Raw genomic sequence first — 26663 nt, 5'->3', positions numbered from 1 at the left:
CTTTCAGGTTGCCGCGGGCATACAGCCCGAATCGAAACCAATCAACCCACTGAATTTGCTCTTGATAATGACTCGCAGGCAGGGGTGGGCGGGGCGGCCTAATCCTCTTGCCGGGCGGCCTTGCGCAGCTTGGTCCGTGCCCCGAACGGGGTTTCGCCATAACGCGCCCGGAAATGCCGCGAAAACAAATCAGCAGAATTAAACCCGCTGGCGGTGGCCACATCCAACACCGACATATCGGTTTCCGCCAACAGGCTGCGCGCCCGATCCAGCCGGATATTGCGATAGGTCTGCGCCGGGCTTTCGCCCATATAGCGATTGAACAACCGCTCCATCTGCCGCCGTGATGCCCCGACCCGATCGGCCATATCATCCAGCGTCAGCGGGTCTTCGATATGATCGTACATCGCCCGCAGCACCGTCAGAATTTTCGGATTGCGTGAATTGATCGCCTTGGCAATCGAAGACCGCTGTTCCAGCCGCTGCCCCTGATCTGCACGGTTCAGGCACATATCGGCCACCGCAACGGCGAAATCCTCGCCGTAATCTTCGGCAATGATGGAAATCATCATTTCCGTTGCCGCCGCCCCACCGCCGCAGGTCATCAGCGGGCCGTCCACCTCGAACCGGCGGGTGCTGGGGATCAGATCCGGGAAGGCTTCGATAAATCCGGGCTGATTTTCCCAATGCAGGGTAAACCGCCGGTTCCCCAAAAGCCCCGCGCGCGCCAAGGCAGCCGCCCCGGTACACACCCCACCGATCTGCCCGCCGAATTTCGCGTGCCGCCGAATGGCACCTAACACAGCGGGCGATGCCGCTTCGGTTCCGTGATTGCCGGAACACACCAGCACATGCAAATCCGTTCCCAGTTCGTCCAGCCCGCCATGCACGCCCACCTGTACCCCCGAGGACGACATGACCGCCCCCCCGTTTTCCGACAGGACCACCCAGCCATAAAGCGGCTTTTGCGCCAATTGGTTGGCAATCCTCAGCGTATCCAATGCAGAGCTGAACGCCAGCAGCGTAAATTCCGGCAGCAACAGAAACCCGAACCAGCGCGTTGGCTTTGGCATCTTGATCGGATAGGAAAATGCCCCCGAGGGGACAAGTTCGGTCACTGGTCTGATTTTGTCGGTCGGTCTGGTCATGCTACGCCGCGATCAAAAAGAATAAGCCAAAGCTATACCCCAGCTTCCGCAACCTGTCAGGATATCTTGTGCAGTCAGATCAACAGCCGTTCGCGGCTGATCATCGCCGCATGTGCCCGATTGCGCGCGCCCAGCTTTTTGCAAATCCCGCGCATGTGCATTTTGATCGTGACCTCTGTCACCCCCATGTCGCGGGCGATTTCCTTGTTGGTCAGCCCATCCGCCGCCAGCCGCAGCACCTTTAGCTCGTTCTGATTTAGGCCTGCGTTATCTTGTTTTGGCGCCATTTCGTTTGTCATGGTGGCGGTCAGCGGCAAATAGACCTGACCGGACACAACCAGCCGGATCACGCTGTCCAGCGATTGCAGCGGCATGGTTTTCGGGATCAACCCACACACGCCTGAATCCAGCGCCGAATGCAGAAATGGTTTTTCGACCATCCCGGTGAATAAAACCACCTTGGCCGGGGCTGCGCGTTCCACGACCGTCTGAACGCTGCGCAGCCCTTCCATGCCCGGCATCCGCAAATCCAACAGCACAATATCAAAGGGTGGCTGGGCGCTGATCTGTTCCAGCGCGGCGGGCAAGGTGCCGCTGGTGACAACCGAATAATCTGGCAAGGCACGCAGGACACTGGCCACCGCATCCGCGATCAAGGCATGGTCATCCGCAATCAAGACACGAAGCCCTTGCTTCGCTTGGCTCGGTATATCCGTCAGGCTCACGCATATCCTTTCCGGCCCGGTCCGGGGCCATATCTGACAGCCGGGTTGAGTCTATCATCCCGCTTCGCCCCCTACCACCGTACAATAGACATGAGCGAAGGCTAATATCGCCATAAAGGCGAATATTTCCCGACGCCGCTACGGCTATATACTTTTGACATATTGGCACGCTTTCGCGCCTTGTCACCATACTTTTACCCGCTGGAATTGCCCGGCCGCGCCTGCAAAACATAAAACGTGCCTGAATAACGTCGCAGGATCGACATGCAATACAATGATCTAAGCCCGGTCTTGTCCACCACTCACCGCGTTCAATCTACCCCCAAGTCCTTTGGACGCCCTGCCCATGGGTGGTGGATCATTCCATTTGCGGCTCTTGGCCTGCTCGCCTGGTCATGGTTGCTGATCGGCCTGTGGCGTATTCTGACCTAAGACACCCCTGCCCTGCCGCGGAAAGTTGTCTTGGGAACTGGCATTCATGGCCTGACCTTTGCATAAGGTCAGGCCATTTTTACGTTCGCAGCCCCGCATGAACCCAATGCCCAACCCCGCCCTATTCCTTTGAATGGCTATACTATCCAATGGATATCGACCCATCTTAAGATCACGTGACTTACACCTTTCGTTGTCCTTAAAACGAAAAGTCACACAAAAACGAATGGCCGACATGCACGACGAACCGAAAGTGACATCCAGACCCAATCTGGAGCCACCCCAAAGAACACCGCTGTTCTTTGGCTTTGTCGGCGGGAATCGTCTGGCCCAATTGCGCGGTGCCGCGCAGAAAATGCCGCTGCGCACACTGGCGCTGTTTTCAATCCTATGGCTGCTGTGGACAACCGGATACACCGCGTCTGTGCTGTTTCAGAACACGACCTGTTGGCCTGCGGTCTGCACATCCCCCCATGCGGCTTATCTGGTGCCGGTCTTTGGGGTGCTGTTGTTACCACGCAAACATTGGTGGTTCATGGCGGCCCTGTTTGGCGGCCTGTTCATTTTGGGGCTGGCAGATTCAATCTATGTCCCCGCCATACACGCCACGGCGGTCAAGATATTCGTCGTCCTGATGGGATTGTTGACGCTGGGCCTTGGGATTGGTTCGGGCCTGTTGGCCCAGCATTTCGGGCAGCGCTATGGGCGCAGCGATCCGCGCGTCACGCCCGATCTGCTGATCATTGGTACAGTTTTCCTGACAACGATCCTGAACGGTCTTCTGTTGCTGTTTACCGGCAAAGTACTGGCACAAGGGCTACACCTGCCAGCGGAAATTATGTCTACGCTGGGATACGGGATGGAACTGACCGCCCATATCGTGCAGCGCAGTATCCGGCTGGCCTTGGTCGGACAAATGGCATTGGTCGCCCTGTGCCTGCCCCTGACGAAACAGCAAAAACTGTTGCTTCTTGGCGTGGTGCCGATTTTTGCGCTGCTGTACTGGCTGCAAATCACGGAACATATGCTGTTCCCAGAACTGGAAGTGACCGTTCTGTTGCTGGCCTTCGCCAACCTGATGCCACCGGGGGTAACGGCGCGGGCTATCCTGTTTGGGGCGGTGCCTTTTGCCTTTACCACCGGGGTTTTCACCATGCCGTCGTTGATGCCGCATCACGGGCTGACCACGACCGAAGCCCTGTCATCCATTCTGGCGTTAGTGCTGGCCTTTAACGTCGCCATCCGTCAGGTCCGCAGCCACGAGGCGCAACACCTCGACGAACATCTGCGCCGGATGGAAAAAATTCAGGGCTTTGCCGATGTCGGGCGCTTTATCGTCGATTTCCCCCGTCAGGAAATTGTGCTGGATGCCGCCGCCCAACAGATCGTATCCTGCCCCCGCGTCGTCGGCTTGCTTGATTTCATGAACGCATTACGCGCCGACAGCCTGTCCCATCTGGACATGAAAAACCCCCGCAGCTTTGAAAGCGCCGTCCTGCATCTGGCCGCTTGCGACACACGCGCCGCGCAGGATTTAAAAGTGTACATCTGGTACGAAATCCAACCCGGCCAAACACTGATCGGCCACGGCTTCTTGCTGGATGTAACACGGGAACAGGAACGAGAGGCAAAGCTGCGTTTTGCCCTGAAACGGCTGGAGGAAGAAAGCCAGAAACAGGGCCGCATTTTTTCGGTCATTGGGCATGAATTGCGGGCGCCCGTGTCCGTGATGGCGATGCTGATTGATCAGATGAACCGTGATGGCGATTGGTCCACCTCTGGTCCGGCGATGAAACAAGCCTGCGATCAGGCCTTGGAAACGCTGGGCAACATGCGCCTGTCCATTAATCCTGAACTCAACCTGCCCTCGCGCAAACTGGACCTGCCGCCGCTGCACATTCTGAAACGTCTGGAAACGATGTACGCCCATGCCGCGCAACAGGCCGGTATGTCGCTGACCATTGACCAACCCAACACAGCCCCCGCAAATCTGCGGCTGGACGAAACACGCATTCAGCAAATTCTGGGCAACCTGATCCGCAACGCCATTTTGCATTCGGGGGGCCGCACCATTCGCCTGTCTGTGCAGTTGCGCCCCAAAGACCCCGCCCTGTGCAATCAGGATGCGGTTCTGTGGACCGTCACGGATGACGGGGTTGGCCTGTCCCCTGTGGATGCCGCAGCCTTGTTCGAGCCTTTCAAACGCGGCGAACGCGCCACCGTCGACGGGTCGGGCCTGGGGCTGTATATTGCCCATAACACGGCCACACAGCTTGGCGGTACGCTTCGGGTGGCCCCCAATCAAGCAACCGGCACCCGGTTTGAATTGCACCTGCCCGTGACCGACCCTTCTCCTTTGGATGGCGATACTATCTTTAGATAGAATGCAATTTCCAAAATAGCCTTTTAAGGTCCGCCGATAAACTTCAATCATATCAACGGCCGGAGGCAATGAAACCATGCAACGCAGAACTCTTCTGAATCTTGTTGGCGGGCTTGGGCTGTCACTTGCGACTGCCCCCTTGGCGATGGCTGCTGACGATCAAATCGTGCTGTCAGTCACCAACACGGTAACAGGGGCAACCAAGAACTATACCGATGCGGATTTGCTGGCCCTGCCCCAGACCAGCTTTCGGACCAGCACGATCTGGACCGAAGGGGTGAAAACCTTCTCAGGGCCAACCCTGAAGGCCGTATTGAAAGATGCGGACATGCCTGCCAAAGGCCTGAAGCTATATGCCGTCAATGACTATAACGTGCCATTTCCGGTGGAAAACCTGCATGACACGGCCCCGATTATCGCCAACCGGATAGATGGCGAACCCTTCCCGCTGCGCCGCAAGGGGCCGCTTTGGGTGATCTTTCCCTTTGATCAGGCACCCAATTTCAACTCGGAAGAAATCTTTGCGCTTTGTGTTTGGCAACTGAATAAAATCTCTGTGGGTGGCATGTGATACGCGCAGCCTTTGATTTTCCTCAAGGCAGACTACAGCCAAAGCAGGTGCATATCACAATCCTGCTGTTTCTGATGCTGGTGACATGTATCGCACTGCTGGCCAGCGCGATGAATTTCCGGCAACGACTAGAGGCTGTACGCTCTGCCGATTCCGATAACAAAGGCTGGATTACCGCACAGCTAGAGGTCGATTATCAGGGCCTTTTGCTGACCGTTGAACACACACCACGGACCGCAGACGAAACCGAAAAATACCTGTCTGCGGTCCGGCGCGAATTCGATGTTTACTATAGCCGCATAGATATACTTGAAACCGCAATGCGGCGTCTGAATCTTTCGAACGGGTACAAAGCCAAACTTGCCCGGCTGGTGGCCTCTCGGGATGAAATGGCCGCACAGATCGACGCGCTGACCGTAAACGATCTGGACCCAACAATAGAAAAACTGCACCGCGAGCTAGAGGACATGGCCCCCCTTGTCCGCAGCGTTGCCGTCGATGCCGTACAGATATTTGCCTACGTCGCCGCAGAAAGACGCGCACAAGAGGAAAGGCTGTTCATCCGCTTTCTGGCGCAGTCCCTTATTCTGTTCGTGCTGATGGGGATTGGCACCTATCTGATCGTGCGGCTTTGGCGGGAATTGGAAAAACGCACGGTTCAGGCCGCGCGCGTCGCGTCATCCCTGACGACGGCGTTCAATTCGACCCTCAGCGCCGTGATTATTGCCGATCTCGACGCCCGCGTTCTGTTCTGCAACGACATGGCCGAACAGATTTTCGGCTATCCGGTCGAACAAATGGTCGGCCAAAGCATCGAAACCCTGATCATCCCTGACCATATGGTCGAGGGGCATATCAAAAAGGTCGAAAAGTACCGTGACACCGGACAGGGCTGGGTCATGGGCAAAGGCCCGGTGCTGCTTCCGGCGCGACATGCAGACGGATCGGATCTGTTTGTCGAAGTGTCCCTTGTTTCTGATACCGACATTTCCGGAAAGCCGGTCATCGTTGCCTATATCCGCGATGTATCCGAACAGGTCACATCGCGGGAAAAGCTACAGGACGCGCTGGAACAGGCCCAGCAAGCCGCCCAAGCCAAAAGCATGTTTCTGGCCACCATGAGCCATGAAATGCGGACCCCCCTGCATGGGCTGATGGCCTCATTGGGGTTGATCGACGAACACGACCTGAACGCCGCCAATCAAGCCCTTTTGAAAACCGCACGCGATTGCAGCGAACGCGCCTTGGCACAGGTGAACGATGTGCTGGAACTGACCCGGATGGGCGAAATCCAATCACGCCCCGAGGAATTCTCGCCCAGCCGGATCGCCGCCGACATTATTGATGAATTGCAGCCGTTGGCCACGCAGCGCAACAACCGGCTGCAATTGATCACCCGCGGCCCGCATGATCTGTACCGGCTACAGGGCTTGCCTTTTGCCTTTTCGCGGGCGCTGTACAATCTGGCGGGCAATGCGGTCAAATTCACCCAGAACGGGCAGATCACGCTGACCCTGACGCTGGAATGCGACGCCCACGATCAACTGCGCCTGAACGTCAGCGTCGAAGACACCGGGATTGGCATCGCCCCCGAAGATCAGGAACGGATTTTCAGAACCTTTGAAACCGTGGGCCGCAGCGAAATTGACGCGAATATGGGGACCGGGCTGGGCCTGTCCATCGCCAATCTGGCCGTAGAACAGCAAGGCGGGCAACTGCATCTGGACAGCGTCGTTGGACAGGGCAGCCGGTTTTATTTCACCATCCCCGTCAGCCTGTCCAATCTGGACACCCCCGCCCCCGTCGCCACCACCCCCGCACCCGTCCCGGCGCGCGCTCTGGATAATCTGGATATCCTTGTGGTCGAGGATAACGAGGTCAACCTGACCCTGATGTGCGAAATGCTGAAACGGCTGGGCCATCGCGCCGATCCTGCCCATAACGGGCAAGTCGCGGTCCAAAAGGCAAAGCAGCGGCATTATGACGTTATCCTGATGGATTTTTCCATGCCCGTCATGGATGGCCCCGCCGCCACCCATGCCATCCGCACTGGCGGCGGCCCTTCGGCGCAATCCGTGATCCTTGGCGTGACCGCGCTGATTGACGCCACCGCAGGCAAAGGCCCGGCACAGCTGATGAATGAGGTGCTGGTCAAACCCGTCAGCCAAAGCCAGCTAAACGAAACATTGCAAAAATTTCTGGGTACATCCCCCGCCCACAGCCCTGCCCCCACACCCGCACCTGACGCCCCATCGCCCCGGATGGAGGAACTGAAGGAACTGATGGGGGCCGATACCGCCGTTCACCTGATGCGGGCCACCTTGGCCGACGCCACCCTTGCCATCGAAGCCATGCAGGCCGCCGCCCTGCCCCTGCCGCAACGTGCGGCGACAATTCATAATGCCGTGGGGTCTTGTGGGGTTATGGGCCTTCTGGATTTGTCAGAAACCCTATCCGAGGCCGAGTGCATGGCACTGGCCGGGCGCGACCCCGCCAATAGCGATCTTGCCGAAATCGCAACTCACCTGCTGGAAGAAAGCCGCCGTGAATTCCGGCTGTAATCCCGCTGAACACCCCCACCACCCCCTTGGGCAACGCTGATCGGGTGCGCAAAAGATAGTTCCGGGAAATAAAGTTTCGCCCCTATACACCGGGCCATGCCGTTGGGCTACTTTCACTCAACTCAAATCCAACCGGACGGACCGGGCGCTGTTTGCTTTTCCGACTGCCCGAACGAAACCGCCTTGCAAAACGCAAAAAGAAAATGGACAGGAGGTCCGAGCAAAATGCGTATTCTGGTAGCTGATGACCACAAACTTATCCGCGAAATCGTCGCCTCGCATTTGGAAAAAGGCGGTGATTTTGAAGTATCCCAAAGCGAAAACGTGAATCAGGTGATTCAGCAAATCGAAGACACAGGCAGCTTTGACGTGATCCTGCTGGATGTTGCGATGCCGGGAATGCACGGGCTGCAAGGACTGCAAACCGTGGTCGCGGCCAACGCCCCCGGATCGACCGTTCTGTTTTCCGGGACAGCCCGCCGTGAAACGGTCAACGATGCAATCAATCTGGGCGCACGCGGGTTCATCCCGAAAACCCTACCGGCCCGGTCGTTGACCAATGCCATTCAGTTTATCGCATCGGGTGAAATCTTTTTGCCCGCCGCGTTTCATCAGGATCAGATCGAAGGCCCAACCGACGGCCCGCCGATCCAGAACCTGAACCCACTGGAACGGTCCATCCTGCGGTCACTTTGCACCGGCAACACCAACAAGGAAATCGCCCGCGAACAAGACCTGACCGAGGTCACGGTGAAAATGCACCTGCGCGCGATCTGTAACAAGCTGGGCGCCAAAAACCGCACCCACGCCGCCATGCTGGCCCGCGAAGCAGGAATCGCCTGATCACTGTTGCGGCCTCGCCCGGAAGGCGGGGCCGCGTCACGGACTGCGCCAGTTGGCAAATGTTGCACACAGCCCCCATTTGGCGCACCCCGTTTCTGATTAAACGGTGCATTGCCAAATGTCTGAAAAACCAACTGTCGGCAAATCGGGAACACCCATTTGCACCACCGTGGAACCGGATGCAATGCGCCGCCAGATTGCAGGGCGAACCACATGAAATTATTATGTAATACAAGCCAACCTAACCGCTTTGACGCCAATCGGGTCGGGCGATCTTTTGCACTTTGTCCTTCTTACGTCCCAGAATGATGTAACCGCGATGATCAAACACGTACCCACCGAAACCCTGCACCCGTCCCTGCATCAGCCGGACATGCCCGCGCGGCTGCATCTGCCAATCCGGGACGTTTTGCGCAGCCACGAAACCAAATCAAAATTTCGGCAAAGTGCGCTGACCCACGATTTTTTCACGCATTCGACGCTGGCCCATATCCTTGAGGCGCCGGAACAAATGCTGCGGGAAATACAACTGATCCCCCGGCTGGGCGTCAAAACGCTGGCCTTGCTGAAACTGGTCATCAGTGACGAAATCGCCTTGGCCTTTCCGGCGGAATGGCGGCGCAGCACAGCAAGCCATTCAACCCATTCGACCCTGTCCGAGAAGCTGGCCCTGTTCCGCAAAATCTTTGCCCCGGTCCAAGATGTCATTCCGTTTCACGCGGAATATTATTCACAGGCGTTTTCAGACGCGAACCTTAGCGCAGAAAACACGTTTTTGCGGGATGCTGCGTCTGACTTTCTGTATGTCTGCGTATCGCTGCCAGAGCCGCTGAAAACCCCCGCCGTTCTGGCGCTGGAAACCCCCGAGCCATCGACCGCCAACTATGGCGCACGGATGCAGGACTTGCTGCAAACTGCACTGTCACGGCCGCTGAAAGGCTGCATTCTGATGGATGGCGGCACCCTGATGGATCTGGCCACCCGCAGCGGCCCCTATCGGTCCCTGACCCCCGAAGAAGCCCGCCATCAGCTTTCCGTTCTGCGATGGATCACGCAATTGCCCCGTCCTGATCTTCACATCCGGGTCACGGACTACAAGAAACACCAGATTAGCACCGGTTTTCTGGGCGGCGAAGGCATCCTGAGCATCTATCTGATGGGCGGCTATTTGCGCACCGAAGATCCTTCGATGATCCGCCTGTTCCGCGATCAAGTCACCGCCGCCAGCAAAGCAGGCGTACCCGCCGAGCTTTTCCTGGAAAGCCTGCCCCAGACCTGAACCAGACCTGAGCAAGCAAAAAGGCGCGGCATGAACCCGCGCCTTGCTTTTTACCCATTCAACCGGATCAATGCGCCTGTCGTAAATCCCGGACGCGCGCCTGCCAAACCGCGTTATTGTCCTTTGCGTCGATCAGGGCGCGCCGCAGCGCCGCCGGACCCACCGGCGTTTTCAGCGTCACATCGCACAGCGCCAACCGTTCGGTGCTGAAATCGCTGCCTTCCACTTCGGCGCTCATGACGATCAGCGGCAAATGGGGCGCACATTCACGCAATTGGCGCAGCGGTTCGATCGTTTCAATAATCCCGCCGAACCCATCAATCGACACCATCGCCAAGCTGGCCTGATCCGGGCAATGGCACAAACGGGTGATCGTCGCCGCCAGATCACCAACCGACTGCATCCGAAACCCGGCATCCCGCATCCACGGACGCAGCACCAAACCGGCCCGGTCGGTCCCGATCATGATTGCAGGCGCATCGCCATAGCCCAACCGTTCTGCCATGCTTGGCTCTGCCTCGGCCACGGCAGAAACCGATGCAACATGCCGCAAGGCCTGCCACAACTGCGTTGCGATCCCCGGTGCGGTCACGGCTTTATGTCCCAGTTCCATAGCGTCCTCGCTTTGCCATATGAAACCAGTTTACCAATATCGGCTGACGCTTCGGACTGAGCAAAGGCAGGATAGGTTGGGGAAAGGACAGCAAAACCACGCAAGCGGATGGTTCGATGTCAAAAGATAGCGGCCAGCATCTCTTTTGGAAAAAATGCCCGGACACAAGGTCCGGGCCAGGAATGGCGTGGCTATGTGCAGTTCAACACAGCCGGGCAGTGCAGAGCAGCCAACTGGGACATGTCGGGGCTTCCCGATCAGCCAGCCACCCTAGCGACACGCTTACTAAACCATGTGATCCCACTCCGATCTAACACGCTTTAGAATCTGCGCCCCCGCAAGAGCGCACGGCCCAATCTTTTGCCTCTGCTTTACCCCTGCTGGTATCCATCAGCCTTTTGCATAGCCCAACAGGTCGTAATCCTGCGCATAAAGCGCATACAATTTGCGCTTGGCACCTTCGGAGATTTCAATCCCTTGCCCCCCGTCTACCCCGCGATTGCGATGGGGCATTGGTTGGTTCAGCGCATTGCCAAACAGCAAATCGTCGATGAATTGCTTTGCCCGGCCCAACCCGTTTTCGATTTTGAAAATATGGCAGGGCTTTTCCGGTATCAGGAAGGCCGACTGCGGCAGGAAATGATTGTCCAGAAACCCGTTTTTCTGAATATCCCCCGCGCTCAACCCGTCGATAAAGGTATCAACGTCCAAATCCGGGGGCAGCGTCCGTTCCACCTGTCGCTGAAACCGGAATGCGCTTTGGAACCGGGAAACCGGATCGCGGCAGACCGCGAATTGCGCATCAAAGAACCCCGTGCCGAATATATGCCCCACCGTCGCACCATCCACATGTTGCGGCGATGTCTTACCCCAACGCGCATCGCTGTCCCGCAGAAGATATGAATTATCCAGAAATCCCAATCCGCCCCGTGTAACGGTTTGCAGATAAGCTTCGACCGACGCACCGCCACATTTCGGGATATGCGCGAAATAGATCAGTTTCGTGTTCCAGCGAATAATGGGCATATCGTTCGTCCCGGACACGCCCGCAACGGCCTGCCCCTTGTCACATGTTTACATCAGCGCCCCGGCCCAATCCTCGCTTTGGCCGCGCGCAAGGGTTCGGTCCTGTGGAGTCGTCCGGGTTTTCGTCAGCACCACGCGCATTGCATCCACGGCACGCGGGATGGTCAGCAGTTCCTCTGGTCCGGTGCCGTTGGCGTGGCGTTGTTTCCCCATCGCCGACAACACATAGTCACAACGCGTCAGGGTGAACCGTTCCGTGAACCATCCCTGTTCCCAAAACCTGTCCGTATAGCAGCGCCAGCTTTCAATGGTGAACTGGCGCAAATGATCGGGGTGGCGGTTGGCTGACAAATCGAACGGCACGCTGGCCTTCAGTTCTCCGCCGTCTTGCAGCAAGGTCAGGCAGTTTTGCATCAACCCCTGCAAATCGACGACACGCGCGGGCATATCCCCCAGATCAATCTGCGTCGCCATGCCCGGCATCAGGGGAACATCGCCCCACAACGCCGAACCGGCGCTCTGGGGTAATGGGGCGGACAAGTTCAGCGATATATCCGGCACATGTCGCGCCACGGTTCCGATATTCAGCCAACCCGGCCGATAGGTGCCGCCATCGCACAGATTGATCCGATCCGGCACCCGCACCGTGCCCGCCATCTGCATCTGCGGGGCCTGCGCCTTTATCGTCTGCGCAATTGTCCCGGCCAGAACCGGGGCGTCCTTTGATCCCTGAAACGCCAGCAACGACTGCCGCGACGCATCTTGAAACGCGTCCTCATGCCCCAAAAGGTCGACCACATATTCCACAAAATCGCGGGGTCCGGGTGTCAGCAAACTGTCCTGATACACCGCTGGGGCGCTGTCCACCGGATAGTTTTCCGAAATCACCGGAATCCCGTTACACAGGGCATAAAAGCAGCGCACCTGCTGCAACACCTGCGTGGGATAGTAATGCAGGTTCAACACCGCCCGCCCCCGCGCCATCACGGCATCGCGTTCATCCGCGAACAGGCCGTTCACTTCGGCCACGCGCAGGCCGCGGGTGCGCAATTCCGTCAGAAGTGCGTGCCGATGCGGGTTCATCGACCCATAGAACACCAGATCCACATCCGGCGTTTCCGGTTTCGCCACCCGCGCCAATTCCGGCACATAGGAGAACGGGAACAGCGCCACCCGGTCATGCCCGACCGCCCGCAGATTGGACGCCGAATAATCCCAAACGAAATGCTGATGTAACAGGGCGCGATACGCGTCCGTCACCAACAGCGCGTTCCCTTCCAGTTGTTCAGTATTGAACAGCACAGTCCCCGGCGGGAACTCCAGCACCTCGGGCATAGGCAAATGCGACCCGAACACCACATTGATAGCATCGGGCTGCATTCGGTTTTTCGTCAATCCCGCCTGATACCCGGCCCGGCGCAGCGCATGGCGCACATAGTCGGCAGCCTCCAGAAACACCATCGACTGCACATAGCCCGGTGGCTGAAGGATCACGACATTGAACTTCATCGCCCGAATTGTCCGGCCATCAAGCCAGCCAGCATCACCAGACTCAGCCCGATCAGCACATAATGCGCCCACCCTTTGCGGGGCGGCGGCTGATCCGGGGCGCCGATGCGGTCGACGCGATCAAATCGCAAAACCGCATCCCCCCTGCTTTTGCGAACCGCCGCCAGCGCTTCGTCCGCGTTGGCAGCTTCTACACGATCCGTCCGGGTGCAGGGATACCCATCGTCATCACGACATGTAAACCTGACCCGGTACAGCCGGACCTGTCCCGCAGCCCCCGACATGTCAGGCCACGGGTTCGGCGATTTCTGCCTGTACATCGGCCCCTTCGATAACCGCGACAATCATCTGATCCACGGACTCGGCGGCGAATTTATCGGCGGCAGTCAGTGCGCGTTTACAGGCCGCAACATATGCCGCGTCTTTCATCATCAGTTCGTCGATACGATCGGCCCAAGGGGCAACCTCGTCCAACGTCGGGATGTATTGCGCGTTCTTGCCGCTGAACCCAGCCGGAATGTCAAACAACGTGCCGCCGCCGTTCAATTGTTCGGGGATACCGCCATTGCGCGTGGCCAGAACCGGAATGCCCGCCAGCATCGCCTCGGCGATCACACGGCCCGCAGCTTCGAAATAAATCGACGGCACCATCAAGACCGCCGTCCGCGCCAGCACGGCCCGGATATTGGTCTGCCGCTGCACCCACCAGATATTGCGGATCTGGCTGGCACCGTTGATCATGGCCTCGACCTCTTCTTGCGTGGCGCGGCTTTCTACGGCCAAAAAGGTCGTGGGCCGCCGCCGCGTCTGCAACAGGTTGGCAACCTGAAGGAAGATCGACCCGCCTTTGGACAGATCGGGGTTGATCATGGTCACAAAGCCGTTGCGCTGCCGTTCCAACAGGAATTTCTGGGTCAGGGATTTGGCCGGGAAGAACCGCTGCACACGGTTCGGCACCGTTTGGATACCTTCCAGCCCCAGCCGATCCCGGTACAAATCCCCCAGCGCATCCGAAGGCGTCACGACCTGATCAATATAATCGAACACTTCGCGGCGGTCTTGCTGATAGCTGGCGTTGCACAGATAGAACACCGTCCGCGCCCCTTTGGACCGCGCCAGTTTCAACAGCGGTATCAGGTTCCGCCCGCCGTAACACACCACCACATCCGGGCTGATCCGCCGAATATCCTCGGCGGCGGCCATGATGAACTTGTCCACCATCGACACCGTGACTTTGGGGCCAATGCTGGTCCCGGTGTAGAACACATTATGTTCTACCTTGTTGATGAAACAGCGCAGACGTTTTCCGACATTCTGGGACAGGTCCAGATTTGGGAAAATATCCTTGCCCATCGGGAATTCGGTAGTCCCGTCAAACAATGACATCGTGACCGACGAACAGTCATAGCCACGGGCCGTCAAGATGTTCAGCCAGCCCATCATTTCAATCGCCGCCCCGCTGTTGGGGTCCAGCACACAGGATTCACTCAGGAACAGGACTTTTTTCTTCTGGGTCATGGGGATCTCTTTCCGAGCTGGCAGAACTGAATCAGTTCGCTTTCAGGGCTTCTGCAATCAGGAACAGGGTCATCGCATCCGGCACGCCGGTCTGTACGATCTTGCGCTTTTCCTGAAATGCCTTCAGGGCAGTCGCGGTTTTGGGGCCATATTGCCCGTCGGCGAATTTCGCGTCCAGATAGCTGTTCGCCACCAAGAAGTTCTGCACAGCCGTCAGCGTATCGGCCCGCACGGCAACCTGATATTTATCGTTGCGCAGCGTGGTCATTTCAGACTGCCCAGCCAGCGCCAGCGCCGCAAAGCCATTCACCAACGCGCTGAATACGTTTTCAACCAGCTTATCAGTGTTATTGGCACAGATGCCGCGGGTCAGTTCCGCCAACGCCTGAACATTCTGCACCGGAATAGCATCAAACGTCTGCCCCGAGGTCCGGTTTACCGAAGACATGTAGCCCGCGATCCATGCCGCCAGCTCCATCCGCAGGGCCGTGACTTGCTGCTCGTTCGAGGCCACAGCCAAATCGCCGCAGGCCCGCGCCCCAATTCCGCGCGCGGCAAAAAGACCGGCGTCTGTTGCGGCCCCTGCCCCTGTCGTCAGCCCACCCAGAGCCAACGCAAACCCAGCGGCAAGTTTCATCGTGCGTTTCATCTATCTTTATCCCTTTTCAAGAAAAGATGGCGGGATATTCCCCCGCCATCCCATTTTTTCTGCCCCTCCCGCCCAAAGGGCGGAAGGGATCGAGCATCCACTTAGTTGCGGGTGATCGTGCTGGTGGCCAGGTTACCAACCGCAGATGCGCTGACCGTGTTGCCGCCAACCGAAACGGTGCCGGTGGTCAGAGCGCCCAGGCTGCTGCTGCCGATCGACGCGTTCGATACGGTCGAGGTCACAGTGCCAGTGTTGTACTGGGTGCTGTAGACTGCGGCAGTCGCATCGTTGTCCACGCTGTTCAGCGAGGTCAGCGTCAGGCTGTTGGTGGCGATGTTGCCATAGCCAGCCGCCTGAACAACGTTGCCAGTCACAGACAGGCTGCTGCCCAGCATTGCGCTTTCGCCATCATAGAACAGGCCACCGTTCAGTGCTGCGCCATAGGTCGAACCGTCGTTGACAGCCGTAATCGACGTATAGTTGGACTGATCGTTGATCACTGCGTAGCTTGCGCTCACGACACCCAAGCTATCGTTGATTGCAGCAGCGCCGTTCCCAACCGTCGCATTAACCGCCGAAACGTTCATGCTGTTGCTGGCAACGTTACCCCGTGCCAGCGCAACCGACACGTTGTTTTCGATCGACAGCGAGCTGCCGTTCAATGCCGCGCCAACAGTTGCAGCATCCACCGCATCCGCCGTTGCAGTCACAACGCTGGTTGCATAGGCCTGAACAACCGGACCATCGCTGTCCTGCTCGTTGTACAGCAGACCAGTTGCGTTCAGGTTGGCCGTTGCGGACCCGCCAACATTCAGCACCGAATTCGATGCCATGTTCGCAGTTGCATAAGCCTGCACAACGTTGCCATTCAGGCTAACCGTAGAAGCATCCAGCGCATTGTCAGACGATGTCAGGTCAACACTGTTGGTTGCGCTTGCGGTCGCATTGATCGCGCTGTTGGAATACTGATCGTTTGCAACGACATATGCCGCGTCAAATGCCCAATAATCCAGATCCGCATAAGCATCGTTACCCGAACCCGCAATGATATTGGCCCCAGCCACAGACATCTGGTTGGTGCTGCTGTTGGCCGTTGCGCGTGCGGTAGTGACGTTGCCATCAACCGATACGCTGCTGTTCAGGATCGTATCCAAGGTAGATTCCAAGGTCAGTTCCTGCGACGCGGTGCTGGTTGCGGTCACGAACTGCGTGCTGTCCTGAGCATTGCCCAAGAACGCGCTGGCGTTGGTGTTTGCCGTGTCAGCCGACCCGACAGACATAACGTTCGCCACAGTGTTCGAAGTTGCCTGCGCAACCGTCACGTTACCGTCCATAGCAAAGGTGCTGGTTTCGATCGGGCTGACATCGGTATCCAACATATCGCCGTTGAAGATCGTGGTATCAGCGACAGCCGAAACACCCGAACCAAAACCGGGACCGAATTCGGAATTCTGGTACGACATCAGCGTCAGGTCTGCCGTAGCAGCGCCATCGTAATACGCATCGTCACCCGAAACCGAACCGACGTTGGTGGCTGCCATCGCAACGCTGTTGGACGCGCTGTTGCCGGTTGCCAGGCTCTGGTTCACGTTGTCAGACATGGACACGGTCGAGTCAATGGATGCGGCGTTGGTGTACACCATCATATCCGCAGTGGTGATCACATCCGTGAAGTTGTCTTGCGTGTTTGCCAGACCAGCCGTGGTATCGGCGTTCGTCGCCGTCAGGTTCACAGCATTGGTTGCGCTGTTCGCAGTTGCCGAAGCTTCGATGGTGTTACCATCAACCAGAACAGTCGAACCCGACGCACCATTGTTGTCGTTGATGTCAATCGCGAACGTACCGTAAACAGTGCTGGTCGCAGCGCTGGCAACAGCGATTTGCTCGTTCAGCAGCGCATGGTCCGCAGTCACAACCGCAGTGCTTGGAGTACCGGTCGTAATGTCCGCACCAGCAACGTTAACCTGCACCGTGCCCAGCGTGGTGGCTTCTGCCGCCAGCGTGTTCACAGCTTGGTTGCCCAGAATGGTGCTGGCCAGCGTGTTGTCGCTGACAGATACCGTCGAGGCCACCAGATCGTCAGAGAAGACCGTAACACCAGCGCCGTTCGGCGTCGTTGCCTGACCTTCAAAGGTGAAGCCAGTCACGGTGATGGTTTCGTCGACTGCGATAGAGTCACCAATATCCACAAGCATCGAAACCGAGGCGATATTCGTAACCGTTGCGCCGCTGGCGAAGACCGCCGACGTTGCGGTAACGCTGCTGAAACCTGCTGCCGTCAGGGCCGCCTGTTCCTCGGTCGTCAACGCTCCTGTGAAGGTCAACGTGATGTCATTACCTTGGTTCACATACGTGTCATCGGTCGTATCAGCCGGAGTGGTCGAACCACCAGTCTGAACAACATTCCCGCCGCTGCTTGTCGCAGCATTTGACGTGCTGGCCGTCGAATAACCGGCATAGCCTTCAACGCCTTCGATCCCCAGCTCTGCCGTCAGATTGGTGGCGTCGACGATCTGACCATTCACCAAGGCCGACGATGCGGTCACTTCTGCGGTGGCGGCGCTGCCAACGGCCATATCGTTAACCGCGCTGTTGGCGGTGACGGATACGGTCATCAGGTTGCTGTCCGATACAACAGACGAGTTATAAAGCTCCCAATTCGACACATCGGTGCTGATGAGGTTGGAACTGCCACCGCTGTTCTGGCTGGCGATCAGGGTTGCATCCTGAACTTCCTGCAAGCTGGTCACGATCAGATGCGCAGACTGTTCAACACCTTCAACCGAGGAGATAGAACCCACTTGGCTGTTGGACGCCATAACCAGATTGGTCGGATCAACAGTCACGCTGTTTTCCAACGTCCGGTTGCCAATGACACTGGCAGACACGATGTTGGACGAGGTGCTGATCGACGAATCCGGGGCTTCGTCATTATAGGACGAGCTCAGCGGGTTGCCAGAAGACCCATAGGTCACGGCCGACACCGACCCGCCCGCGAATGTCTGTGCATTTGCGGCAGCAGCCAATACCGTGGTCGATCCGGTTTCCGTGGTTGCCGTTCCGGTCAGGTTGTTGAAGGACAGCGAAACAGCGTTGCTGGCCGTCTGGGCATTTGCCGCAGCAGACAGAACGTTGTTGTCCAACGTGGTCACACTGGACCAGCTATCATCTGCACCAGAAACCGAGATGGCGTTCCACAGGTTTTCAGCCGCAACATCCCCGGTCGAGGACTGATCGTTGCTCAGCGCATAGGCCGCGTTCACGGTCGGCTGCATGGTTTCAGTGGGTGTCGCCAAGGCAACCGTGGTCACACCACCCGAATTTCCGGCGATGGACAGGTTGTTGGTGCCTTCAGCAATCGTCAGCGACGAAGCCGCCTGCACACCCGCTGCCAGCGCGGTGATCCGGTTGTCATCCACATGGACCGACGAATTGGTATAATCGTCATCGTTCGTAAGAACGATATCGCCATACTGCACCGTCGCCGTCACATCGCCATCGTTGGACTGCACGCTGGCCACTGCGCCGGTTGCGTCGATCGCATTGGCGGTCAGCGTCAGGTCGGTAGAGGCCACAGCCCCCACGGCCTGCGCGGCCAAACGGTTGGCAGTCAGGTTCGCGGTCGAGCCGGTAACATTGTTGCTTGCAGACGAAAGGCGCATGGCAATGGTAGACTCGTCAACCATTGCGGTCACAGATGCCAAGGCATCCTGTTCTTGCACGTTGGTCACAACGACGTCTGCGGTCGCCAGCAGTTGAATACCGCCAGATGCTGCCGTCGATGAATCGCTCAGACCAGCCGTTGCAACATCGCCAACCAGCGAATTCGCGGTCAACGCCACGCTCTGATCGCTGTTATTGCCGGTTGCGGATGCCGTTACATTGTTCCCGGTCTCAGCAATAGTCGAGCTGCCGATGTAGCCGGATACATTCCACTCTTCGTCAACACCAACTTCCAACCCGATATCGCCGTCAGTGACAGTAGCTGCAACACTGCCGTCCAGAACCTGGAAACCAGCCACCGCAACCGAAGCGCCAACTGCGTTTGTGCTGGTGTCGGTCGCATCCAGTGCCGCGGTCAGCGTGTTGCCGGTGGCCGAAGCCGCCAGATCGCTACCCGAAACGGTCACGGTTGCATTGAGCGCGGATTCAATCATCACATCGACGGTATCTTCGACGTCCCAACCGTCAATCTCGGCTGTGGTCGATGCATCTGCCTGTTGAACAGTTGCGATCACCAGATCGGCGGAACCGACCAGATCGGGGTTTGCGACAGCCGTTGCATCGGTAGCCACCGACGCACCCGAATCTGTGCCTGCCAGGCTGACGCCACCCGCAACGGTGATCGACGCATCCGCGTTGTTCATTGTGGCGGTTGCCGTCACATCGTTGTTCGTCACGGCCAGCGTGCCGGTCAGCGTTGCCGTTCCGCCCGAAACGCCGGAAATCAGAACGCGATGAACGTTGTCTTCGGCCAGCGCCGAAACGGTCCCGTTGCTGTACTGGCCAGTCGCCACGGCCACTGTGTCGTCCGCCAGCGTCGGGCTGACGTTCAGCTGAACCGTCGAATCGCTGGTGTTGCCCGTTGCGGATGCCGAAACCAGGTTATCCGCCAGAACGCCCGTCACGGACGACAGCGTGATGTTACCCGAAGTACGTTCGATGATCGACAGGGCTGCGCCGCTTGCGGTTGCTGCAACAGCGGCTGTGTTGTCTTGATCCAGCACCGAAGGCAGATCGGCAATTGCGACCGAAGTTGTGTTCAGCGACAGCGCCACTGACGCGCTTTGTGCATTTGCCACGCCAACGGCCATGAACATGGACAGCGTGACACCAGCCGCGCTTCCAAGCAGAAGGGCGCGACCAGCAGTGCCGACACGACCCTTGAGACTCTCAGTCTGCTTCATGATATTTTTCCTTTGTTTCAAATGGTCTGCCGGGCAAAGCACGGGAATCTCCGAACCATCACCGCGACACACATTTTCGTTAGATCACATTCAGGCACCCGCCCGCTGAGGGCATTCGGTTGCCTGAATATCTCTTTCGCGCAAACTCACACCCGACTGGTCACAGCTTGTTCAGCGGCGCATCCGCAGGCACCAACGGCGGCTGATTTGCACAGGATTCAAAGGGTAAATCCGTCACTGTCTGCACCAGATCCAGCACAGCGGTTTCAATCGCCATGCGCACACCCAGTTGCAGCGGTTCTTGGCTTTTCGCGCCAAGATTCAGGTCATACAGATCCGATCCGAAGAAGCGGAAAATATCGAAACCCACCTCGTAACCGCTGATCTGTTTTTGTACGCTGACCGTGTCATAGACCCGCAGCGATTGCGTTCCGACGATCCGCAGATCGACCGCAACATTCATGGTAAAGGTCCGACCCAACGGCCCCACGTTATTCACGGACGCCTCGCCCCCGCCGGACTGGATGTTGTAATTCAGCTCGGTAATCCCACCGACGATGAAATAATCCGATTGCTGAACAGAGCCGCCGAAATACGGCTTCCATTTGACTTCGTTCTTTTCGCCGGTCTTGGGGTCGTCGACCTCGTGCGTGCCGCCATCGCCCAGTTGCCGTTGCGAGATGTAATTCAGTTCCGCATCCGCAATCCGCGTGTCAAACCGTTCATACAACGAAATACCCGGCTGCATTTCCCCCAGCGCGGAATAGGCCATCAAAGCCCCGCCTTGGGTGATCTCGGTGCCTTCGCCATCGTTCTGTTTGCCGGTGTAATCGCGAATATCGCCCACCGCGATGCCGATGCCGCCTTTGCCCGCTTTTTTCAGTTCCTTGCCATAACACCGCAACGCCGGAGTGACCGGCGTATTATTGGGGCGCACGCCCGACGACAACAAAACCGGCAACTGATCCTCGGCCAGTTGTACCCGTTTCATATCGGGCTGCGGTTCCGCACATCCGGCGACAACCACAGCGACCCCGCCCAAAAGGGCATGAATTCGAAATTTGCTCATGATAAATGCCCTCAATTCAACGCGCCGGATGTCCCGGTCGGATCAACAGTAACGTTTCCTGTCAGGGTGCTCCCCCCCATGTCGCAGGCGGTGCTGTTGTCCACCGTCGCAATCTGGTCGCCCGAGTTATCCTGAATATTGTCAAGATGCTGATTGCTACCATCCAGGTTCAGCACGTTGCTGCCATCAACACGGCTTCCCCAAACCGACGAATCGACATCGCCCGTATTGGTCTGCGAGCCATCAACAGATCCGCTATCGCCCAGCCCGTCGGTGGTGCTGGTGCTATCGCTGATGTTCCCCGTGGAATCGGCCGTCAGTGTGCCATCAGCAGAAACATCAGGTGCATTCCCCGTCTGCGCGTTATCGGCGATGTTCCCGGTCGCGGATGCGGTATTGCTGCAATTGATCTGCGTCCCGATGTAATAGTTAACGGTCGTGTCGAAACTATCGAAATACCCGCCCTTTTTACGTTCGATCAGATCAAGCACCGCAGCCTTATTCGCCTTGTCCGCGCTGGTATCAAACTGCCAGGATCGGTCTTCACCCAATCCATTCGCCTGCACAGACAACGCCGAAGCCCCGACAAGAACCGCCGCCAACATCAGTGATTTTTGATAACCTTGCCCTGAACGGCGAAAATCGCCCGATGGGCGCTTCTCAGAAAACTCGATCTGTCGCATTGTTCTGCCTCGCTGCGGTTTGCCCAATCCGTCATTGCGGATACTCTGATCGAGTTTACCTGCATCGAGCCGTCGCTGCGCTGGCAACAACGGGTGCAAAAACTATCTTATGGAGTCCATAGTTTTCCATTCGATACATATTCGCAAATTCGCACAGGTCATTCCGCTGCCCGCCACCTGTATGATCCGGCCCGCGGAACATCCGAAAGTTGCACCAAACGATCAAAAACGCCGATTCTAATGTGATTTGAACCTTGGGATTTTCGCCGTTTTCAATCAGCGCGGTCTTTGCTTCCGCATACGGTCAGTGTACCGTCCCGCAACCATGAGCGAGGAGAAAATCATGCAAAAATGCGCCATCGTCACCGGGGCGGCACGGGGCATCGGACTGGCAACGGCCAAACAGTTTCTGGAACAGGGATTTGCCGTGGCGCTTGTCGACCGGGACGAACCGGAACTGAACAAAGTCATCGAAGACCTGCGCGAAAACGTGATCGGTCTGCCCTATGATATTTCCATCCCCGAAAACGCCGAAGCAATGGTGGCGGACACGCTGAACGCCTTTGGCCGGGTTGACGTGTTGGTGAACAATGCAGGCGTGGCGGATTTCGGCCCGATCGAAGAAACCGATTTCACCCGCTGGCGCCGCGTGATGGAAACCAACCTTGATGGCGTGTTTCTGTGCTCTCAGGCCGCCACCCCGGCGCTCAAGGAAACCAAGGGGGCGATCCTGAACATCGCGTCGATTTCCGGCCTGCGTGCCTCGACCCTGCGGGTGGCCTATGGCACGTCCAAGGCGGCAGTGATCCAACTGACCCAGCAGCAGGCGGCGGAACTGGGCGAATATGGCATCCGCGCCAATTGCGTCTGCCCCGGCCCGGTGCGCACCAAGCTGGCAATGGCTGTGCATTCGCAGGAAATCATTGACGCCTATCACGACGCGATCCCGCTGAACCGCTACGGGACCGAGGACGAGCTGGCCAATGTCATCACCTTCCTGTGCTCGGACAAGGCCAGCTATGTCACCGGGCAAATCGTTGCCGTTGACGGCGGGTTCCAAAGCACCGGGGTTGGCCTGCCCGCGCTGCGCGTCTGATCCAAAGCGGCGGCCCGGATGATCGGGCCGCCCTCTTTATTCCGCGATCACCAGTGCCTCGAATGTGATCAGAACCGGCGCACCACCGGGCAGAATATCGCCGGAAAACTGCCCATCATCCGGGTCCACACAATACATCGGCAGGCGCAGCACGCCATTTTGCCAAACCGCGCCGGACAGCAGCAACACCTCGGAAATCGGGGCCAGCATCGGCGGGCCGCTTTCAAATTGCGCCCCGATCAGGCTGCCGATCCCCACCACCCGCGCACGATCAAACCCGGCCTGACGGATCGCATCGGACAGGGTGGCGTGAATATCGTGGTGCGGGTTCACCTTCACGATCATCGCATTGCCTGACGCTTCCCCGCCTGTGGCATGGAAAATCGGGAACAGCGTTTCGGCGTTCATCGACACCTCGAACCGGCCCCCGTCAAAGGCATACAAAACCACGGCGCAATCCGCGGGCAAGGTCACATCATCGGGCAACAGATGGCCGCATTTCACCGCGCCCGCATCTTCCCAAATCGCGTGGCAATGCAACCACCACGCCCCGTCACGCCGCCCAACGATGGCCGAACCCTGCCGGATCTGCGCATGGTCGCCGTGATGGGTGGCGCTGTACCACGCCGCATGAATCCCGTCATCCGATGGCCCCGGCATCACGTAATCATATGGTCCCATCGTCAGCCCATCGACCACGATCACGCCGCTGTCACAGCCCGTCCGATCCATCAGATCGGAAACCGCCGCCATCAGCGATTGCCCCCCGGTCAGGGTAGCGCGCACAACGCGCCCCTGCCCCATTGCCACCAAACACGGATCAGCCGCAGCGGGGCCGGGGTGGCGGATCACATCGCGGCTCATGCGGCGGCACCGGGCCACATGCCCCGCGCCTCCAGTTCCTCGCGGACCAGTTTCTTGGTGATCTTGCCATAGCCAGTTTTGGGCATCTCATCCAAAAAGACGTAATGATGCGGCAGCTTGTACTTGGCCAGTTTCGCCTGAAGCATCGCGGTCAGATCATCCGCGGAAACGGTTTGCCCCGGCTCAAACGTACAGACCGCCACGCCCACTTCGCCCCAACGGGGATGCGGCGCGCCCAGAATGGCAACTTCGGACAGGGCGGGATGGGTCAGCATGATTTCTTCGATCTCGCGCGGGTACACGTTCGATCCGCCCGAGATATACATGTCCGACGACCGCCCGGTGATGAACAGATACCGCGCATCATCCAGATGGCCCAGATCGCCCGTTCGGAACCAGCCATCGCGGAACGCCTTGGCGTTGGCGGCATCATCCATGTAATAGCCCGCGCACACCGCAGGCCCGGCCACGCAGATTTCCCCGGTTTCGCCCGGTCCAACCTCGTTCCCGTCGTCGTCCTGAATGCTGACATGCAGCCCGGTGCGTTCAATCCCACAAGTACCGATCCGTACATCAGGGCCATCTTCGGCCGAATGATCCTCGCGGGGCAGATAGGTGATACAGCCCGTCACCTCGCCCAGCCCGAAATATTGCACCAGAACCGGCCCCAGCTTACGCAAGGCGTATTTCTGATCCTCGCGGTACATGGGCGCCCCGGCATAGATCACGAACCGCAGGCTGGAATGGTCGAACTGATCCACCGAAGGATGTTCGGTCAGCATTTTCACGATGGTTGGCACGGTGAACATGTTGGTCACGCCATAGCGCTGCACCAGTTCCCACGCCTGCGCCGGATCGAACCGCCCCGACGGCACCAGAACAGACCCAACACCGCCCGCGATCATCATCAACTGGTGCATCCCCGCGCCGTGCGACAGCGGTGCCACGACAAGGCTCATGTCGTCAGGCGTGCTGCCCGGCGTCAGATCGTGCAAATGGTTCAGTGCGGTAAAGGTCAGTTGCCCATGCGTCAGCACCACCGCCTTTGGCCGTCCTGTAGACCCCGAGGTAAAGAACAACCACGCCGGGGCATCACGATCCACCGCCACATTCGGGACATGGGTTCCCATGTGGCGGGCAATCACATCGTCATAGGCTACGCCAAACCCCTGCCCGATACAGATCACCTGCGACAGGCGCGGTGCGGCCTCGATACTGGCGGTGACATGATCGGGGAAATCCTGTTCGCAGAACATCAGCGACGCATCGGATTTCTGCGCCAGATAGGCCACCTCGTCCGGGCGCTGCCGATAATTCGACGGCACCCAAACCGCCCCGATCCGCCAGCAGGCCAGCATGATTTCGGTGATCTGGTTGTTATTGGGCGTTTGCACCAAAACCCGGTCGCCGGGCTGGACGCCAAAATCCTGTTGCATCGCGGCGGCCAGCGCACTGACGCGCTGATCCAGTTCGCCCCAACGGATCGTCAGGTCGCCCCAGATGATCGCCGGGCGGTCCTTTAGCCGCGCGGCGTTCTTGGTCAGGAAATGCGCAAGGTTGTGGCTGCGCACCGACCAGGGCAATTTCGGATCGCGGTTTGCGCTCATTTCACGCGCTCCAAAATGGACACATAAGACGCCACGGCAGCGCCGCCCATGTTGAACACACCGGCCAGTTGCACATCATCCAACTGCATGGTGCCTGCGGTGCCGGTCAGTTGCATCGCCGCCATCACATGTTGCGACACACCCGTTGCCCCGATGGGATGCCCGCGTGCCTTCAACCCGCCCGAGGGGTTCACCGGCAATTTGCCATCGCGCGCGGTAATCCCGTCGCGGATGACGCGCCCGCCCTGCCCGCGTTCGGCCAGACCCATCGCCTCGTATTCCAGCAATTCGGCGATGGTGAAACAGTCGTGGGTTTCCACCATGTCTAGATCGTCCAGCGTGATCCCCGCCTGTTCCAGCGACTTCGCCCAGGCGGTACGCGGTCCGGCAAATTCGGTGGGGTCGCGCCGCGACAGCGCCAGCACGTCATTCGCCTGATTGCGCGCGCGAAAGGCAATCGCCCGCTGCATATCCGCTGCCACATCGGGATGCGCCACCACCAGCACCGCCGCCCCGTCCGACACCAGCGAACAATCCGTGCGCCGCAATGGCCCCGCCACCAGCGGGTTCTTATCGCTGACCGTATTGCAGAATTCCGCCGTGAACGGTTTTTGCATATGGGCATAGGGGTTCAGTGCGCCGTTGGCGTGGTTCTTGGCCGCGATCATGGCCAGTTCCATCGAATGATCCCCGTGCTTTTGGAAATAGCTGCTGGCGATCTGTCCAAACACACCGGCGAACCCCGCCGCGCCGCCTTCTTCTACGCGATAGGCGGCGGTCAGCAGGATATCCCCGATTTCGGCCCCCGGCGTGGCGGTCATCTTTTCCGCACCAACCACCAGCGCGATCTTACCCCGCCCGGCTGCGATGAAATCCAGCGCCGCGTACAGCGCCGCCGATCCGGTGGCACAGGCATTTTCCAGATGCACCGCCGGAACATGCGCCAGTGCAGGCACCGCCATGCCGACCAATGCCCCCTCGAACGCCTGCTTGGAAAAGCCGTTGTTATAGGTGCCCACGAAAATCCCATCCACATCGCCCGCACCGATCCCGGCATGGGCCATCGCCTCGGGGACGGTGTTGGCCATCAGCTCGATCAGGGTTTCCTCGGGGGCTTTTCCGAATTTCGAGTGGGCCCAGCCCACGATCTGCGCTTGCTGTGTCATCTGTTTATCCTCTC

The 26663-nt window shown here is 58.4% G+C and carries 20 protein-coding genes; 6 read left to right on the top strand and 14 right to left on the bottom strand.

Annotated elements, in window-relative coordinates; genetic code table 11:
* Positions 1-98: 98 nt before the first annotated feature.
* Both FN828_RS06150 and FN828_RS06145 read right to left on the bottom strand, forming a co-directional pair.
* Positions 99-1148 (bottom strand): GlxA family transcriptional regulator, encoded by a 1050-nt coding sequence (locus FN828_RS06150; RefSeq protein WP_142492533.1) that lies wholly within the window; start codon positions 1146-1148, stop codon positions 99-101.
* A gap of 74 nt (positions 1149-1222) precedes the next feature.
* Entirely contained in the window at positions 1223-1825 is a 603-nt protein-coding gene (locus FN828_RS06145) for a response regulator (RefSeq protein WP_235891418.1), read from the bottom strand.
* Positions 1826-2540: 715 nt separating this feature from the next.
* On the opposite strand from FN828_RS06145, the gene FN828_RS06140 reads away from it, so the two are divergent.
* From FN828_RS06140 to FN828_RS06120, 5 genes are all read left to right on the top strand, one after another.
* Positions 2541-4688 carry a sensor histidine kinase gene (locus FN828_RS06140; RefSeq protein WP_185958950.1) on the top strand — a complete coding sequence of 716 codons (2148 nt, stop codon included), beginning with the start codon at positions 2541-2543 and terminating at the stop codon, positions 4686-4688.
* A 76-nt stretch (positions 4689-4764) separates the two neighbouring features.
* Positions 4765-5259, top strand: a complete 495-nt coding sequence (locus tag FN828_RS06135) for an oxidoreductase (RefSeq protein ID WP_142492531.1) — start codon at positions 4765-4767, stop codon at positions 5257-5259.
* Between the two features lie 47 nt (positions 5260-5306).
* Positions 5307-7820 carry a hybrid sensor histidine kinase/response regulator gene (locus tag FN828_RS06130; protein ID WP_142492530.1) on the top strand — a complete coding sequence of 838 codons (2514 nt, stop codon included), beginning with the start codon at positions 5307-5309 and terminating at the stop codon, positions 7818-7820.
* A 225-nt stretch (positions 7821-8045) separates the two neighbouring features.
* On the top strand, positions 8046-8663 hold the full coding sequence (locus FN828_RS06125; RefSeq protein WP_185958949.1) for a response regulator: 618 nt from the start codon (positions 8046-8048) through the stop codon (positions 8661-8663).
* 319 nt (positions 8664-8982) lie between these two features.
* A complete protein-coding gene (locus tag FN828_RS06120; RefSeq protein ID WP_142492528.1) occupies positions 8983-9942 on the top strand; it encodes a hypothetical protein in 960 nt (319 codons plus the stop codon).
* A 67-nt stretch (positions 9943-10009) separates the two neighbouring features.
* Here FN828_RS06120 and FN828_RS06115 read toward each other — a convergent pair whose 3' ends face one another.
* From FN828_RS06115 to FN828_RS06075, 9 genes are all read right to left on the bottom strand, one after another.
* The gene (locus FN828_RS06115; RefSeq protein WP_142492527.1) at positions 10010-10555 is read right to left on the bottom strand and encodes a hypothetical protein; all 546 of its coding nucleotides are present in this window, start codon (positions 10553-10555) and stop codon (positions 10010-10012) included.
* 390 nt (positions 10556-10945) lie between these two features.
* On the bottom strand, positions 10946-11581 hold the full coding sequence (locus FN828_RS06110) for a sulfotransferase family 2 domain-containing protein (protein WP_142492526.1): 636 nt from the start codon (positions 11579-11581) through the stop codon (positions 10946-10948).
* Positions 11582-11629: 48 nt separating this feature from the next.
* On the bottom strand, positions 11630-13090 hold the full coding sequence (locus FN828_RS06105; protein WP_142492525.1) for a CgeB family protein: 1461 nt from the start codon (positions 13088-13090) through the stop codon (positions 11630-11632).
* Complete coding sequence (locus FN828_RS06100) at positions 13087-13410, bottom strand: hypothetical protein (protein ID WP_142492524.1); 324 nt, start codon at positions 13408-13410, stop codon at positions 13087-13089. The genes FN828_RS06105 and FN828_RS06100 overlap by 4 nt, the downstream gene beginning before the upstream one ends.
* Positions 13376-14608 (bottom strand): glycosyltransferase family 4 protein, encoded by a 1233-nt coding sequence (locus FN828_RS06095; protein ID WP_142492523.1) that lies wholly within the window; start codon positions 14606-14608, stop codon positions 13376-13378. Before FN828_RS06095 ends, FN828_RS06100 begins: the two co-directional genes overlap by 35 nt.
* Before the next feature lie 31 nt (positions 14609-14639).
* Positions 14640-15257: a peptidoglycan-binding domain-containing protein gene (locus tag FN828_RS06090; RefSeq protein ID WP_142492522.1), complete on the bottom strand. Its 618-nt coding sequence runs from the start codon at positions 15255-15257 to the stop codon at positions 14640-14642.
* A gap of 101 nt (positions 15258-15358) precedes the next feature.
* Complete coding sequence (locus FN828_RS06085) at positions 15359-20164, bottom strand: beta strand repeat-containing protein (RefSeq protein ID WP_142492521.1); 4806 nt, start codon at positions 20162-20164, stop codon at positions 15359-15361.
* A 160-nt stretch (positions 20165-20324) separates the two neighbouring features.
* Positions 20325-21233, bottom strand: coding sequence for a CsgG/HfaB family protein (locus tag FN828_RS06080; RefSeq protein WP_142492520.1), 909 nt, complete (start codon positions 21231-21233; stop codon positions 20325-20327).
* An 11-nt stretch (positions 21234-21244) separates the two neighbouring features.
* Positions 21245-21916, bottom strand: a complete 672-nt coding sequence (locus FN828_RS06075) for a hypothetical protein (RefSeq protein ID WP_142492519.1) — start codon at positions 21914-21916, stop codon at positions 21245-21247.
* A gap of 343 nt (positions 21917-22259) precedes the next feature.
* On the opposite strand from FN828_RS06075, the gene FN828_RS06070 reads away from it, so the two are divergent.
* Positions 22260-23012 carry an SDR family NAD(P)-dependent oxidoreductase gene (locus FN828_RS06070; protein WP_235891417.1) on the top strand — a complete coding sequence of 251 codons (753 nt, stop codon included), beginning with the start codon at positions 22260-22262 and terminating at the stop codon, positions 23010-23012.
* Between the two features lie 36 nt (positions 23013-23048).
* Here the strand turns inward: FN828_RS06070 and FN828_RS06065 are convergent, their stop codons facing one another.
* Genes FN828_RS06065 through FN828_RS06055 form a run of 3 tightly spaced genes read right to left on the bottom strand, consistent with a single transcriptional unit; the run spans position 23049 to position 26649 of the window.
* On the bottom strand, positions 23049-23876 hold the full coding sequence (locus tag FN828_RS06065; RefSeq protein WP_142492518.1) for a PPC domain-containing DNA-binding protein: 828 nt from the start codon (positions 23874-23876) through the stop codon (positions 23049-23051).
* Complete coding sequence (locus tag FN828_RS06060) at positions 23873-25483, bottom strand: acyl-CoA synthetase (protein ID WP_142492517.1); 1611 nt, start codon at positions 25481-25483, stop codon at positions 23873-23875. The genes FN828_RS06065 and FN828_RS06060 overlap by 4 nt, the downstream gene beginning before the upstream one ends.
* Positions 25480-26649, bottom strand: a complete 1170-nt coding sequence (locus tag FN828_RS06055) for an acetyl-CoA acetyltransferase (protein ID WP_142492516.1) — start codon at positions 26647-26649, stop codon at positions 25480-25482. The genes FN828_RS06060 and FN828_RS06055 overlap by 4 nt, the downstream gene beginning before the upstream one ends.
* Positions 26650-26663: the final 14 nt, after the last annotated feature.

Source organism: Thalassovita litoralis (genome assembly GCF_900182725.1).
In the GTDB taxonomy this organism is placed as follows: Bacteria; Pseudomonadota; Alphaproteobacteria; order Rhodobacterales; family Rhodobacteraceae; genus Thalassobius; species Thalassobius litoralis.
This window is presented reverse-complemented; position numbering and strand designations above follow the sequence as displayed.

What these genes read in the sequence shown, in the direction of transcription:
- FN828_RS06150 (WP_142492533.1), bottom strand. Translation starts at nt 1,148, where the DNA reads ATGACCAGACCGACCGACAAAATCAGACCAGTGACCGAACTTGTCCCC.
- FN828_RS06140 (WP_185958950.1), top strand. Translation starts at nt 2,541, where the DNA reads ATGCACGACGAACCGAAAGTGACATCCAGACCCAATCTGGAGCCACCC.
- FN828_RS06135 (WP_142492531.1), top strand. Translation starts at nt 4,765, where the DNA reads ATGCAACGCAGAACTCTTCTGAATCTTGTTGGCGGGCTTGGGCTGTCA.
- FN828_RS06125 (WP_185958949.1), top strand. Translation starts at nt 8,046, where the DNA reads ATGCGTATTCTGGTAGCTGATGACCACAAACTTATCCGCGAAATCGTC.
- FN828_RS06120 (WP_142492528.1), top strand. Translation starts at nt 8,983, where the DNA reads ATGATCAAACACGTACCCACCGAAACCCTGCACCCGTCCCTGCATCAG.
- FN828_RS06115 (WP_142492527.1), bottom strand. Translation starts at nt 10,555, where the DNA reads ATGGAACTGGGACATAAAGCCGTGACCGCACCGGGGATCGCAACGCAG.
- FN828_RS06110 (WP_142492526.1), bottom strand. Translation starts at nt 11,581, where the DNA reads ATGCCCATTATTCGCTGGAACACGAAACTGATCTATTTCGCGCATATC.
- FN828_RS06105 (WP_142492525.1), bottom strand. Translation starts at nt 13,090, where the DNA reads ATGAAGTTCAATGTCGTGATCCTTCAGCCACCGGGCTATGTGCAGTCG.
- FN828_RS06100 (WP_142492524.1), bottom strand. Translation starts at nt 13,410, where the DNA reads ATGTACAGGCAGAAATCGCCGAACCCGTGGCCTGACATGTCGGGGGCT.
- FN828_RS06095 (WP_142492523.1), bottom strand. Translation starts at nt 14,608, where the DNA reads ATGACCCAGAAGAAAAAAGTCCTGTTCCTGAGTGAATCCTGTGTGCTG.
- FN828_RS06090 (WP_142492522.1), bottom strand. Translation starts at nt 15,257, where the DNA reads ATGAAACGCACGATGAAACTTGCCGCTGGGTTTGCGTTGGCTCTGGGT.
- FN828_RS06085 (WP_142492521.1), bottom strand. Translation starts at nt 20,164, where the DNA reads ATGAAGCAGACTGAGAGTCTCAAGGGTCGTGTCGGCACTGCTGGTCGC.
- FN828_RS06080 (WP_142492520.1), bottom strand. Translation starts at nt 21,233, where the DNA reads ATGAGCAAATTTCGAATTCATGCCCTTTTGGGCGGGGTCGCTGTGGTT.
- FN828_RS06075 (WP_142492519.1), bottom strand. Translation starts at nt 21,916, where the DNA reads ATGCGACAGATCGAGTTTTCTGAGAAGCGCCCATCGGGCGATTTTCGC.
- FN828_RS06070 (WP_235891417.1), top strand. Translation starts at nt 22,260, where the DNA reads ATGCAAAAATGCGCCATCGTCACCGGGGCGGCACGGGGCATCGGACTG.
- FN828_RS06065 (WP_142492518.1), bottom strand. Translation starts at nt 23,876, where the DNA reads ATGAGCCGCGATGTGATCCGCCACCCCGGCCCCGCTGCGGCTGATCCG.
- FN828_RS06060 (WP_142492517.1), bottom strand. Translation starts at nt 25,483, where the DNA reads ATGAGCGCAAACCGCGATCCGAAATTGCCCTGGTCGGTGCGCAGCCAC.
- FN828_RS06055 (WP_142492516.1), bottom strand. Translation starts at nt 26,649, where the DNA reads ATGACACAGCAAGCGCAGATCGTGGGCTGGGCCCACTCGAAATTCGGA.